A 12,109-nucleotide genomic window follows, 5' to 3' on the forward strand; every position below is an offset into this window, starting at 1 on the left:
GAGACGTTACGAGCGTATCGATGCAGGGCCATGGCGGAAGAGGTGGGATTCGAACCCACGGATGGCTTGCACCATCGCCGGTTTTCAAGACCGGTGCCTTAAACCGCTCGGCCACTCTTCCGGATCGGCGGAAGGGGCCTGTACGCCAAGCCGGGCGGCGAATCCACCCTTGGATTTGAGCCCGTCCGGATGGGACAATCCCGCCATCCGCGGGTGATCCGTGCCGTGCGCGCGGTGACGCGAGGTTCCGGTTCCGCCGTCGCTATGGCAAACAGGCCGCATGTGGGGGGACATTACCCGGCGCGTGAGGCGCCTCGGCATTTCTTCGGCTCTGGCTCTGCTGGTCGGCAGCACGCCCGCGCTTGCGCAGGACGAGGCGGGTTTTCAGAGCTATCTGCAACAGGTGCGCGGTACCGCGAGCGCGCAGGGTGTCAGTCGTACGACGCTGGACGCCGTGCTGCCGACGCTGACGCTCAACACCCGCGTCATCGAACTCGACCGTCGTCAGCCGGGCGGCCCGAGCAATAGCGGCTTCAGCCCCTTTGCGCCCTATAAGGCCGCGCATGTCGATGCCGCGCGGATCGGCCGGGGGCGCAGCAAATATCTGGCGCAGCGCCCGCGCCTGTCGCGGATCGAGCGCGAGACGGGCGTGCCCGAATCGATCATGGTCGCGATCTGGGGCCATGAGACCAATTACGGCGCCTATACCGGCAATTTCGACCTGCTGCGCTCGCTCGCCAGCCTGGCCTATGAGGGGCGGCGGCGTCCCTTGTTCGAGGGTGAGTTCATCGCCGCGCTCAAGATGATGGACCGGGGCGTCAGCCGCGAACAGCTGAAGGGCAGCTGGGCCGGGGCGACCGGCAATCCGCAATTCCTGCCATCCATCTATCTGCGCCTCGCGCGCGACGGCGATGGCGACGGACGCGCCGACATCTGGAACAGCGAGGCCGATACGCTGGCCTCGATCGGCAACTACTTCGTCAATGCCGGTTGGCGGGCGGGTCAGCCCTGGGGCTTTGCGGTGACGGTGCCGGCCGGGTTCGATCAGTCGCAGGTCCGCAACCGGCTGGTCAGCCCACGCTGCCCGCGGGTGTTCGAGCGGCATAGCGGGTGGCGGACCATGGCCGAATGGCGCGCGCTGGGCATCGTGCCGCAGGGCACCGCCTGGCCGGGCGATCAGGTGCTGGCGACGCTGATGGAGCCCGACGGGCCGGGGCGGACCGCCTATCTGCTGACCGGCAATTACCGCGTCATCCTGGATTACAACTGCTCCAACTTCTACGCCTTGTCGGTGGGCCTGCTGGCCGATGCGATTGCGGGCTGAGATCCTGGCCCTGGCGGCACTGGTCGCCGGGTTCGCCGCGCCGGTCCGGGCGGAGGAGGCGCCGGCGCTGCGCTACGGCGGTTATCAGGCGAGCGGTCATGCCAGCTGGTACGGCCATGAACTCGCGGGTCGGCGGACCGCGACGGGGCGGCGGTTCGATCCCGACGACGTGATGATCGCGCATCGCAGCCTGCCGCTGGATTCGATGGTCGAGGTGACCGACATCGACACCGGCCGGACGATCGTGGCTCGGGTCGGCGATCGCGGGCCGGGCCGCGCCGACCGGCTGGCCGACCTGTCGCTGGGCGCGGCGCGGCTGCTGGGGACGAACCGGCGGGCGGTGGCCCATATCCGGTTGCGCGCGCTGCGGACCGGCGCGGACAATCCCGGCCTGGTGCTGGCGGGGGCCAGCGCGGTGCCGCCGGTCGCCAAGCCCATCTCGCTCGATCCGCAGGCGCGCTACCGCGTTCAGATCGCCAGCTTCTCCAGCCAGCCTCGGGCCGAAGCGCTGGCCCGCCGCTTCGAGGCGCGTGCGCACCGGGTCGGCCGGGTCTGGCGCGTCGAACGGTCGTCATTGAATGCCGATTCCGCCAAAGCCCTGCGTGACGCGGCGGCACAGGCGGGTTATGACGACGCCCGCATCCTGCATCAGGATTGACCTCCTACCTCCCTTTGGTCACGGAACACCCATGAAGACCCTGTTCGCATCGCTCGCCGCCCCGCTCGCTCTCGTCGCGCTGGCCTATCCCTCGATCGCGGCCGCGCCGCAGTTCGATACCCCCGCGCCGGTCGCGTTCATGAAGGACCTGTCGTCGGGCGCGGTGCTGTTCCAGCGGGACGCCGATCGCCGGATGCCGCCCGCCTCGCTGGCGAAGATGATGACGGTCTATGTCGCCTTCGACCTGGTGAAGAAGGGCCAGCTGAAGCTGGACGACATGGTCACGGTCCAGCCCGAGACCTGGAAGAAGTGGCATGGCCCGCAGGCGGGGTCGACCATGTTCCTGTCGCCCGGCGAGCAGGTCAGCGTCGCCAACCTGCTCTATGGCATCGTCACCCTGTCGGGCAACGACGCCTGCGTCGTGCTGGCCGAGCATATCGCGGGGACCGAGCCGAACTTCGTCGAGCGGATGAACCGCACCGCCAAGCAGATCGGGCTGACCAACAGCCATTTCGGCACCTCGAACGGCTGGCCGGACGGCGGCGTGACCTATGTCACCGCGCGTGACCTGGCCAACCTGGCCGAGCACACGATCGAGGACTTCCCCAAGCTCTACAAGCAATTCTATTCGCGCCGTGATTTCTCCTGGGGCAAGACGATGGGCGGCAACGCCATCACCCAGGCGAACCGCGATCCGCTGCTGGGTCGCGTCGCGGGGGCCGACGGCCTGAAGACCGGGCATACCGAGGAAGCGGGTTACGGCTTCACCGGTTCGGCCGAGCAGAATGGCCGCCGTCTGGTGATGGTCGTCGCGGGGCTGAACAGCTTCGGCGCGCGGGCCGAGGAATCGGTGAAGTTCATGAACTGGGGCTTCCGCGCATGGCAGGCCAAGCCCGTCGTGGCGCAGGGCAAGAAGGTTGCCGATGCCGAGGTCCAGATGGGATCGTCGAGCAGCGTCGGCCTGGTCGCGCCGCGCCAGCTGACCGTGACGCTGCCCGCCGGGCTCGACCCGGAGCTGAGCGCCAAGGTCGTCTATCAGGGCCCGATCAAGGCCCCGATCAAGGCGGGCCAGCATATCGCCGACTTGGTCGTCAGCTCGCCCGACATGCCCGCCCAGCGCCTGCCGCTGGTCGCGGACAAGGATGTCGGCGAAGCCGGGTTCTTCGGACGCGCCTGGGCCGGGCTGACCTCGTTCTTCGGGTGATCGCATGAACCTGCCGGTCGGCAATGCGGCGGCGCAGGCCGCCTTTGCCGCCGCGCTGGGGGGCGCCAAGCTGCACCATGCCTGGCTGCTGGCCGGGCCGGAGGGCGTCGGCAAGGCAGCCTTCGCGCGCGCGGCGGCCAGGCGCGTCCTGGCCCGGGCGGGCGGGCTGGGGGGCTCGCCCCCCGGCCTCGCCGTGCCCGACGATCATCCGACCGCCAGGCTGATGGAGGCGGGGTCGCATCCCGATTTCCGCGTGCTGGCGCGGCTGCCCAAGGATGCGGACAAGCCCGACCAGGATCTGGCGCGGTCGATCACCATCGCGCAGGTCCGCACGCTCCAGCCGATGTTCGCGACCGCGCCCGCCATGGGCCCGGCGCGGGTCGTCCTGATCGACGCGATCGACGATCTGGAGCGGGGCGGCGCCAATGCGCTGCTGAAGAATCTGGAGGAGCCGCCCGCGGGCACCCTGTTCCTGCTGGTCAGCCATGCGCCGGGACGGTTGCTGCCCACCATCCGGTCGCGGTGCCGCTTGCTACGCTTCGAGCGGCTGTCGGACGGCGAGGTCGCCACGGTGCTGCGCGGGCAATTGCCCGAGGCGGAAGAGGACGAGATCGCCGCGCTGGTCGCCGCCGCCGATGGCGCGCCGGGCCGTGCGCTGCGCTTTGCCGGGCTGGACATTGCCGGGCTCGACGCGGCGATCGCGCGCATTGCCGAGAGCGGCGATCCGGGCAATGCCGAGCGGGTCAAGCTGGCCAAGGCGCTGGCGGGCAAGGCCGCACAGGCGCGCTACGAAGCGTTTCTGGACCGGGTGCCTGCGTTCATCGCGGGTCGGGCGCAGACGCGGTCGGGGCCTGCCCTGAAGGTGGCGTTGGATGCCTATGCCGCCGCGCAGGATCTGGCGGGCGCGGCGCGGGGGCTGTCGCTGGATGCGCAAGGGACGGTGTTCGAGATGGCGGGGATCATCGCGACCTTGCGGTGAGGGTTGCCCTTGGGCTTCGACTTCGCTCAGCCTGAACGGCTGGCGGGAAAGGCGTGCCTCTACGTCCGTTCAGGCTGAGCGAAGTCGAAGCCCACGCTTCACCGCCAGCCAAATGGCCTGTTACAGACCCACCCGCTCGAAATGCCCCGGCGCGAAGCCGTCGATCGCCAGCGCGGTGATCCGCTCCGCCACCATTTCGGGGGCCTTGACCGAAGCCGGATCCTCGCCCGGATAGGCCTTGGCGCGCATCTGCGTACGGGTCGCGCCCGGATCGACGATGGCAGTGCGGATCGCGCTGATCTCCGACGTCTCGTCGCCATAAGCCCCGAGCAGCGTCTCGAACGCCGCCTTGGAGGCGCCATAGGCCCCCCAATAGGCGCGGGGGCGGCGTCCGACCGAAGAGGTGACGCCGATCACCCGCGCGCCCTTCGACCGGCGCAGCATCGGGTCGAAGGCGGAGATCATCGCGGCCTGCGCGCTGACGTTCAGGGTCAGGACGCGGGCGAATTCCTTGGGATCGATCGCGGGCACGGCGGCCAGCGATCCCAGCATCCCGGCGTTCAGCACGAGGATGTCCAGCGCCTGCCACCGCTCGCCGATCGCCCCGGCCAGCCGCCCGATCGACTCATTTTCCGTCAGGTCGAGCGGCGCGATGGTGGCCGATCCGCCCGCGTTGAAGATGGTCTCCTCGACCTCTTCCAGCCCCTTTGGGGTGCGCGCCGTCAGGACGACATGGGCGCCTTGCGCGCCGAGCGCGATGGCAGTGGCGGCACCGATCCCCCGGCTGGCGCCGGTGACCAGCGCCAGCTTGCCCGACAGCGCGCCCGTCATCAGGCGACCCGCTCGGCCAGCATCTGGAACTGGTCGACCGGCGCCGTCTCGTCATGGTCGGTCAGCGTGGTCGGATAATCGCCGGTGAAGCAGGCGTCGCAATAGCTGGGCTTGCCGTCGCGCGCCGCGTTCAGCGCCTTGTACAGCCCCTCGATCGACACGAAGGACAGGCTGTCGGCATGGATGAAGTCGGTCATCCCGCCCAGGTCGAGCTTGGCGGCCAGCAGCTTGGCCCGCTCGGGCGTGTCGACGCCGTAGAAGCAGCTGTGGCGGGTCGGGGGCGACGCGATGCGCATATGCACTTCGGCCGCGCCCGCCTCGCGCATCATCTGCACGATCTTCAGGCTGGTGGTGCCGCGCACGATCGAATCGTCGATCAGCACGATCTTCTTGCCCTGGATCAGCGCGCGATTGGCATTGTGCTTCAGCTTGACGCCCAGATGGCGGACCTTGTCGCCCGGCTGGATGAAGGTGCGGCCGACATAGTGCGAGCGGATGATGCCCAGTTCGAACGGAATGCCCGACTGCTGGGCATAGCCGATCGCGGCGGGGACGCCCGAATCGGGGACCGGGATGACCAGATCGGCATCGACCGGCGCCTCGATGGCCAGCTGCGCGCCGATTTCCTTGCGCACCGAATAGACCGACTGGTCGCCCGCGATCGAATCGGGGCGGCTGAAATAGACCCACTCGAAGATGCAAGGACGCGCATCGACCGCCTGGAAGGGGCGGATCGAGCGGATTTCGGTGCCCTGCACGATGACCAGCTCGCCCGGCTCGACCGCGCGCTCGAAGGTCGCGCCGCACACGTCGAGCGCGACCGTCTCCGAGGCGAAGATCACCGCGCCGTCCAGGCGACCCATGACCAGCGGCCGGATGCCCAGCGGATCGCGGCAGGCGATCATGCCCTCGGGCGTCATGACGATCAGCGAATAGGCGCCCTCGACCTGCTTCAGCGCATCGATGAAGCGGTCGAGCAGGGTGCGATAGTTCGAGGTCGCGACCAGATGGATGATCGTCTCGGTATCGCTGGTCGACTGGAAGATCGAACCGCGACGCACGAGTTCGCGACGCAGCTTCATCGCATTGGAAATATTGCCGTTATGCGCGATGGCGAAGCCGCCGGTCGACAGGTCGGCATAAAGCGGCTGGACGTTGCGCAGCGCGGTCTCGCCGGTGGTCGAATAGCGGACATGGCCGCAGGCGACATCGCCTGGCAGTCCGCGGATCACATCGTCGCGATCGAAATTGCCCGCGACATGGCCCATCGCGCGGTGGGTGTGGAACAGCGTGCCGTCGAAGCTGGTGATGCCCGCGGCTTCCTGCCCGCGATGCTGGAGCGCGTGCAGGCCGAGCGCGGTCAGCGCGGCCGCGCCGCTGGCGCCGGACACGCCGAAGATGCCGCATTCCTCGCGGAGTTTGTCGTCGTCGAAAGGATGGGTGGTCAGCATGGGAGAGGCGCTCGCAACGTTCGCAACTAAGGGGCAGACGGGGCGCATATAGGAACGTCATCCGCGTTTGTCGCCTGTTTGTCATGGTTGACGGGATCATTTTCGGGGAGGCTGCGTTTCGGCACCGAAAACAGGAGATGTCATATGGCGCGCGACCACGGACCCCAGGTCAAGGATGACGCCCTGTACGAGGAGCTGCGCAAGCAGGGTCAATCCAAGGAAAAGGCGGCAAGAATCGCCAATGCCAAGGCCAAGGGCAGCCTGGACCACCGCGCGACGCATCTGGAGGACCGGACCAAGGACGACCTGCTGAAGGAAGCGCGCAGGATCGGCATTGCGGGGCGGTCGAAGATGGACAAGGCGGCGCTGATCGCCGCGATTCGGGATCACGGCTGACGGGTTGGAAGGCGGCGCGGTTGCGGCTAGATCATGCCGCCATGGCCGACCAACGTGACACCGGGCTGACGCTCGACCCCAAATTCGACGCCAACGGATTGCTGACCGCGATCGCCACCGACCGCGTGAGCGGCGACCTGTTGATGGTCGCGCATATGAATGCCGAGGCATTGGAAGCCACGCGGACCACCGGCGAGGCGCATTTCTGGTCGCGCGGCCGGGGACGGTTGTGGAAGAAGGGCGAAAGCTCGAACCATGTCCTGCGCGTCATGGAGATGCGGATCGACTGCGACCAGGATGCGCTCTGGCTGATCTGCGACCCCGCCGGACCGGCCTGTCACACGGGCGCGCGCAGCTGCTTCTTCCGGCGGATCGAGGGCGACGGGCTGGTGCCGGTCGCGTGAGACGGGGCTGGGCGGGCCTGATGCTCGCCGCCGCGCTGGCGGCCTGCGGTTCGGGTACCGGCGATGCCGACAATGCGGCGGGCGAGCAACTGGAGGCCGCCAGCATCGCCGCGGGCCTCGTCGCCGATCCGGCGGTCGTCCCGCTGGAGGGCATGTGGGCGCGCGATTCGGATCGGATGTGCATCCTGCCGCCCGGCGATGGCGGGTCGGACGCATCATGGCAGATCGGCGTGATGCTGGATTATGGCGAGGGGCAGGGGTGCACCGCGCGCGGCACGCTCAAACGCTCGGGGCGCGACCTGGCTGTGACGCTGGGCGGCTGTCGCTTCACCGCGCGGTTCGACGGCGATGACATCCAGTTCCCCGCGACGCTGCCCGCGCCTTGCGCCTCGCTGTGCACGGGGCGCGCGAGCCTGTCGGCGCTGATCGTCGAACGGATCAGCCGGTCGGCGGCGGAGGCGCGGACGCTGCGCAGCGCGGACGGCGCGGCGCTTTGCGGCGATTGACGTTGACGTAAAGGGACCCTAGCCTTCGGCATCATGGCCAAGGTCGCTGCCCATCCCGTGTCCCCGCCCGAACCCGACCGCGACACGTACAGCATCACCGAATTGTGCGGCGAGTTCGGCGTCACCGCGCGCGCGCTGCGCTTCTATGAGGATGAGGGCCTGATCTCGCCCGAGCGGCGGGGGACGCAGCGCATCTATTCGCCGCGCGACCGCGCGCGTCTCGCCTGGATCCTGCGCGGCAAGCGGGTGGGGTTCAGCCTGGCCGAGATACGCGAGATGATCGACCTGTATGATCTGGGCGACGGCCGCCGCCAGCAGCGCGAGGTGACGATCGCCCGCTGCACCGCCAAGATCGAGGCCCTGCAGGCGCAGAAGCACGACATCGATGCCGCGATCGCGGAACTGGCGGAGTTCGTGACGCTGGTGGAAACGCATCGCGATTGAGAGCGGGGGACAGGCGGGCGCCATGTCGATGGGCGTGATACGGCGGCCGTCCCCTATTCCCCACCCTCCGTTCAGCCTGAGCGAAGTCGAAGGCCACGCCCGGCGCTGACTGCAAGCGATTTCGCGTGGCCCCGACAAGCGGGCCGTCATCCCATGGTGGTGTCGGGGAGGTTTTCCCTTGGCCTTCGACTTCGCTCAGGCTGAACGGGTGTGGGGGGGGAGCGGGGTTGGCGTCCTACGGTTTTCCCTCGGGCGATGACGCACTGGCGCGTCTCACGCCGCCGAGTTCGCCCGGTGCTGGTGTCGCGGCGGGCTGGGGCGTCGGCGTTGCCGCAGGCACGGGCATGACGGTCAGCGTCTGCCGCTTCATGCAGCGTGGCCCCCGCATCGCCGGATAGAGGGTACAGTTCCACAGCGTCCGCTCCAGCCCGGTGGCGGGATCGCGCAGATAGCTGAACGCCATCGTCTCCAATTGCGTCGAGGCCAGCGGCACGGCGCGCGGGGTGGCGGCGGAGTCGCGCCAGGCCATGACCGTGCAATGCTTGCGCTCGCCGCACAGGGTCAGTGCGAAGGCGGCGAAGCCCTCGGGCGCCAGGCCGGTGGGCAGGGTGACGAGGAACATGTCCGGGTCGCTCGCCAGCGGGGCTAGTGTTCCACCCGCCACCGCCCCCTCGGCCAGCGCGGCCCCCGCTTCGTCGGTCGCGTCGGTGCCCGCCCGATGCGGCGGCGAGAAGGGGGCGAGGGCTTCGATGATCGGCTCGCCCGCGACCTGGTGCCGGTTGAAGGCGGGCGGGGTCCCCCACCAGCCCGCCCAGCGGAAGAACAGATGCGAACCGACCCGTGCGACCTTGTCGAGGCTGGCCTGCCAATAGGGGACGACCCAGTCGGTATGGTAATGGGTGGCATGGCCCACGGGGCGGAAGACCTTGCCGTTCACCGCCATCGCGGCGATCTGGCGGGCGCGGGTCCAGGCCGCCTCGGGCGGTTGCCACTTGGTCAGCGCGCCGTCGCAGGTGAAAGTGAACTGACAGCCGGTGCTGCGCTCCTGCCCCTCGAACACCACGCCGCACACCGTCTTGGGGAAGGCCGGGTGACGCAGCCGGTTGAGCACGACCTGCGCCACCGCCTGCTCGCCCTTGGCATCGTCGCCCGCCTCGTACAGCACGCCCGCCGCCAGACAGTCGAGCGCGCGTGCCTTGTCCTCCGCCGTGCCCCGAAAGACGAAGGGGCGGGCGGCCGGGTTGGGATCGGTCGAGAAGGGGACGCCTTCGTTATAGGCGCGTGCCTCGTCGGGCGTCATGTCGATGAACGACACCGGCTCGACCGGGGGAAGCTCGGCGGACGGCACCACGCGCGGGACCTGTCGCAGCCGCTCGGTGGCGGTGCGGTGCGTCTTCGGAATGGCGGGGGCGTTCGCCACGAGCAAAGCCGGTACGACGCTGGCCGTACCGGCGATGGCAAACAGCGCCGCGCGGATGCCGCCGCGCGGCCGGGGTAAATCGCTCACTGTTCGGGCAGGAAGTCCGGCACCGACAGATAACGCTCGCCCGTGTCATAGTTGAAGCCGAGCACGCGAACGCCCTCGGGCAGGTCGGGCAGCTTCTGCAGGATCGCGGCGAGCGTCGCGCCCGACGAGATGCCGACCAACAGCCCCTCTTCGCGCGCCGAGCGGCGGGCCATGTCCTTGGCGACATTGGCATCGACCTCGATCACCCCGTCGATCGCCTGGGTGTGGAGGTTGGCCGGGATGAAGCCCGCGCCGATGCCCTGGATCGGGTGCGGGCCCGGCTGGCCGCCCTGGATGACCGGCGAGGCGGCGGGTTCGACCGCATAGACCTTCAGCTGCGGCCATTCCTTCTTCAGCGTCTCGGCGACGCCGGTGATATGGCCGCCGGTGCCGACGCCGGTGATGATGACGTCGATCGGCGAATCGCGGAAGTCGTTCAGGATTTCCTGCGCGGTCGTGCGGACATGGACGTCGATGTTCGCGGGATTCTCGAACTGCTGCGGCATCCAGGCGCCCGGCGTCTCGCGCACGATCTCCAGCGCACGCTCGATCGCGCCCTTCATGCCCTTTTCACGCGGGGTCAGGTCGAAGGTCGCGCCATAAGCCAGCATCAGGCGGCGACGCTCGATCGACATGGACTCGGGCATGACCAGGATCAGCTTATAGCCCTTGACCGCCGCGACCATCGCCAGGCCGACGCCGGTATTGCCGCTGGTCGGCTCGACGATGGTGCCGCCGGGCTTCAGCTCGCCGCTGGCCTCCGCCGCTTCGATCATCGCGAGCGCGATCCGGTCCTTGATCGAGCCGCCGGGATTGGAGCGTTCCGACTTGATCCATACCTCCGATCCGGGGAACAGCCGCTGGATCTTCACATGCGGCGTGTTGCCGATCGTTTCCAGGATGGTGTTGGCCTTCATGGCTTGGCTTCTCCGTGGGTTGGTTCGGTTGCAAGGATTTCAGGCGGATCAAAGGTTCGCGCACGCCGGAGTTCCGGGAACAGCCGCGACCAGAGCAGGGTGACGCCGATCGCGCCCAGCCCGCCGAACACCACCGCGCCGACGGGGCCGAGGATCGAGGCCATGACCCCGCTCTCGAATTCGCCCAGTTCGTTGGAGGCGGAGATGGTCAGCTGAGACACCGCGCTCACCCGCCCGCGCATCGCATCGGGGGTGTGGAGCTGGATCAGCGACTGGCGGACATAGACCGACACCATGTCCGCGCCGCCCGCGCAGATCAGCGCGGCGAGGCTGAGCAGGAAGGCGGGGTGGACGAACAGGTTGACCCCGCCCAGCGCGACCGTGCCGCTTTGGAGCCCCAGGGCGCCGGTCACATGGCTGGCGATGCCGAAGGTCAGGATCGACAGGCCGAAGACCACGACGGCGATCAGCATCTTGACCCCGACATTGCTGGTCATCGGCTTGAACGAAAACCAGATCGCGGTGGTCGCCGCGCCGATGCCCATGCCCGCCGCCAGCACGCCCAGACCCTGCGACCCGACATGCAATATGTCGCGCGCATAGACCGGCAGCAGCGAGGTCGCGCCCGCCAGCAACACCGCGAACAGGTCGAGCGTGATCGCCGCCTGGACCAGCCGGTTGCGGCGGACATAGCTGAACCCCTCGACGATTCGGGTCAGCGGTCGGCGGTCGGTCTGCGCGGGCGGCTGCGGCACCGGACCGATCAGGAAGATGCAGAGCAGCGCGACGGCGAACAGCAAGGTGGCGACGCCATAGGCGAATTCGGGATGGATCGCATAGAGCAGCCCGCCGACGCTCGGCCCGGCGATGGTGCCGACCTGCCACGCGATCGAACTGACCGCGATGGCGGTGGGCAGGCTCTCGCGCGGGACCAGATTGGGGGCGAGCGAGGAATAGGCCGGTCCCGAAAAGGCCCGCGCGATGCCGAAGGCGACGGCGGCGGTGAACAGCGCCCCCAGCGTCAGATGCCCCGACCAGGTCAGGAACCAAAGGCTCGCGGCGGTCAGCACCAGCAGCCCGGTCGTCGCCCGCACGATCCAGCGCCGGTCGACGCTGTCGGCGACCAGGCCGGTGATCGGGGTCAGCAGGAACAGCGGCACGAACTGCGCGAAGCCGATCATGCCCAGCATGAAGGCGGCCTGCCGGACGTCCATCGTCTCGCGCGCCAGATTGTAAACCTGCCATCCGATGACGATCGACATGGCGGATACCGCGATGGTCCCGCTGAATCGCGACAGCCAGTAGCTGCGGAAATTGGCGATGCGGAACGGGTGTTTGGGTCTATCCATGGTCGGCGAGCGTTGTAGGCTGCGGCGCGCCGTCAAGGCAACCGAGGCAAAGCTATTCTCCGCTAAATTCCTTCTGTCCGAATGGGAATTAAGAGGGGGAATTGAGTTTCATGACAAAGCACGCCAATAGGCGTCCATC

13 protein-coding genes and 1 tRNA gene are annotated in these 12,109 nt (G+C 68.5%); 8 read left to right on the forward strand and 6 right to left on the reverse strand.

The features are described 5' to 3' along the window. Positions 1–31 precede the first annotated feature (31 nt). A tRNA-Ser gene (locus tag ACFX59_RS09390) sits at positions 32–121 on the reverse strand. Between the two features lie 159 nt (positions 122–280). Here ACFX59_RS09390 and ACFX59_RS09395 point away from each other — a divergent pair. Genes ACFX59_RS09395 through ACFX59_RS09410 form a run of 4 tightly spaced genes read left to right on the forward strand, consistent with a single transcriptional unit; the run spans position 281 to position 4,165 of the window. Continuing rightward, complete coding sequence (locus tag ACFX59_RS09395; protein ID WP_387431813.1) at positions 281–1,324, forward strand: lytic transglycosylase domain-containing protein; 1,044 nt, start codon at positions 281–283, stop codon at positions 1,322–1,324. Further along, positions 1,308–1,982 carry a septal ring lytic transglycosylase RlpA family protein gene (locus ACFX59_RS09400; protein WP_387431815.1) on the forward strand — a complete coding sequence of 225 codons (675 nt, stop codon included), beginning with the start codon at positions 1,308–1,310 and terminating at the stop codon, positions 1,980–1,982. The genes ACFX59_RS09395 and ACFX59_RS09400 overlap by 17 nt, the downstream gene beginning before the upstream one ends. A gap of 31 nt (positions 1,983–2,013) precedes the next feature. Next, positions 2,014–3,186, forward strand: coding sequence for a D-alanyl-D-alanine carboxypeptidase family protein (locus ACFX59_RS09405; RefSeq protein WP_309694618.1), 1,173 nt, complete (start codon positions 2,014–2,016; stop codon positions 3,184–3,186). A 4-nt stretch (positions 3,187–3,190) separates the two neighbouring features. Further along, entirely contained in the window at positions 3,191–4,165 is a 975-nt protein-coding gene (locus tag ACFX59_RS09410; RefSeq protein WP_387431818.1) for an AAA family ATPase, read from the forward strand. Between the two features lie 120 nt (positions 4,166–4,285). On the opposite strand, the gene ACFX59_RS09415 is transcribed toward ACFX59_RS09410, so the two are convergent. Beyond that, a complete protein-coding gene (locus tag ACFX59_RS09415) occupies positions 4,286–4,996 on the reverse strand; it encodes an SDR family NAD(P)-dependent oxidoreductase (RefSeq protein WP_354293500.1) in 711 nt (236 codons plus the stop codon). After that, positions 4,996–6,447, reverse strand: coding sequence for an amidophosphoribosyltransferase (purF, locus tag ACFX59_RS09420; RefSeq protein WP_387431822.1), 1,452 nt, complete (start codon positions 6,445–6,447; stop codon positions 4,996–4,998). The genes ACFX59_RS09415 and purF overlap by 1 nt, the downstream gene beginning before the upstream one ends. A gap of 144 nt (positions 6,448–6,591) precedes the next feature. Here purF and ACFX59_RS09425 point away from each other — a divergent pair, with 144 nt between their 5' ends. From ACFX59_RS09425 to ACFX59_RS09440, 4 genes are read left to right on the forward strand one after another with little or no spacing between them, the layout of a single operon-like run. Further along, positions 6,592–6,843 carry a Rho termination factor gene (locus ACFX59_RS09425; RefSeq protein WP_307098049.1) on the forward strand — a complete coding sequence of 84 codons (252 nt, stop codon included), beginning with the start codon at positions 6,592–6,594 and terminating at the stop codon, positions 6,841–6,843. Positions 6,844–6,884: 41 nt separating this feature from the next. Continuing rightward, entirely contained in the window at positions 6,885–7,247 is a 363-nt protein-coding gene (gene hisI, locus ACFX59_RS09430) for a phosphoribosyl-AMP cyclohydrolase (protein WP_387431825.1), read from the forward strand. Next, positions 7,244–7,753 carry a hypothetical protein gene (locus ACFX59_RS09435; protein WP_387431827.1) on the forward strand — a complete coding sequence of 170 codons (510 nt, stop codon included), beginning with the start codon at positions 7,244–7,246 and terminating at the stop codon, positions 7,751–7,753. Before hisI ends, ACFX59_RS09435 begins: the two co-directional genes overlap by 4 nt. Positions 7,754–7,786: 33 nt before the next feature. Continuing rightward, a complete protein-coding gene (locus ACFX59_RS09440) occupies positions 7,787–8,197 on the forward strand; it encodes a MerR family DNA-binding transcriptional regulator (protein WP_309694627.1) in 411 nt (136 codons plus the stop codon). Between the two features lie 235 nt (positions 8,198–8,432). Here ACFX59_RS09440 and ACFX59_RS09445 read toward each other — a convergent pair whose 3' ends face one another. From ACFX59_RS09445 to ACFX59_RS09455, 3 genes are read right to left on the reverse strand one after another with little or no spacing between them, the layout of a single operon-like run. Continuing rightward, on the reverse strand, positions 8,433–9,704 hold the full coding sequence (locus ACFX59_RS09445; RefSeq protein ID WP_387431830.1) for a cell wall hydrolase: 1,272 nt from the start codon (positions 9,702–9,704) through the stop codon (positions 8,433–8,435). After that, positions 9,701–10,621, reverse strand: a complete 921-nt coding sequence (gene cysK / locus ACFX59_RS09450) for a cysteine synthase A (RefSeq protein WP_294235727.1) — start codon at positions 10,619–10,621, stop codon at positions 9,701–9,703. The genes ACFX59_RS09445 and cysK overlap by 4 nt, the downstream gene beginning before the upstream one ends. Then, the gene (locus tag ACFX59_RS09455) at positions 10,618–11,970 is read right to left on the reverse strand and encodes an MFS transporter (protein ID WP_309703362.1); all 1,353 of its coding nucleotides are present in this window, start codon (positions 11,968–11,970) and stop codon (positions 10,618–10,620) included. The genes cysK and ACFX59_RS09455 overlap by 4 nt, the downstream gene beginning before the upstream one ends. Positions 11,971–12,109 lie beyond the last annotated feature (139 nt).

Source organism: Sphingomonas sp. NCPPB 2930 (genome assembly GCF_042867205.1).
GTDB lineage: Bacteria > Pseudomonadota > Alphaproteobacteria > Sphingomonadales > Sphingomonadaceae > Sphingomonas.

Excerpts from the sequence above, each read along its gene's own strand:
- ACFX59_RS09395 (WP_387431813.1), top strand. The coding sequence starts at position 281 with ATGTGGGGGGACATTACCCGGCGCGTGAGGCGCCTCGGCATTTCTTCG.
- ACFX59_RS09400 (WP_387431815.1), top strand. The coding sequence starts at position 1,308 with ATGCGATTGCGGGCTGAGATCCTGGCCCTGGCGGCACTGGTCGCCGGG.
- ACFX59_RS09405 (WP_309694618.1), top strand. The coding sequence starts at position 2,014 with ATGAAGACCCTGTTCGCATCGCTCGCCGCCCCGCTCGCTCTCGTCGCG.
- ACFX59_RS09410 (WP_387431818.1), top strand. The coding sequence starts at position 3,191 with ATGAACCTGCCGGTCGGCAATGCGGCGGCGCAGGCCGCCTTTGCCGCC.
- ACFX59_RS09415 (WP_354293500.1), bottom strand. The coding sequence starts at position 4,996 with ATGACGGGCGCGCTGTCGGGCAAGCTGGCGCTGGTCACCGGCGCCAGC.
- purF (WP_387431822.1), bottom strand. The coding sequence starts at position 6,447 with ATGCTGACCACCCATCCTTTCGACGACGACAAACTCCGCGAGGAATGC.
- ACFX59_RS09425 (WP_307098049.1), top strand. The coding sequence starts at position 6,592 with ATGGCGCGCGACCACGGACCCCAGGTCAAGGATGACGCCCTGTACGAG.
- hisI (WP_387431825.1), top strand. The coding sequence starts at position 6,885 with ATGGCCGACCAACGTGACACCGGGCTGACGCTCGACCCCAAATTCGAC.
- ACFX59_RS09440 (WP_309694627.1), top strand. The coding sequence starts at position 7,787 with ATGGCCAAGGTCGCTGCCCATCCCGTGTCCCCGCCCGAACCCGACCGC.
- cysK (WP_294235727.1), bottom strand. The coding sequence starts at position 10,621 with ATGAAGGCCAACACCATCCTGGAAACGATCGGCAACACGCCGCATGTG.
- ACFX59_RS09455 (WP_309703362.1), bottom strand. The coding sequence starts at position 11,970 with ATGGATAGACCCAAACACCCGTTCCGCATCGCCAATTTCCGCAGCTAC.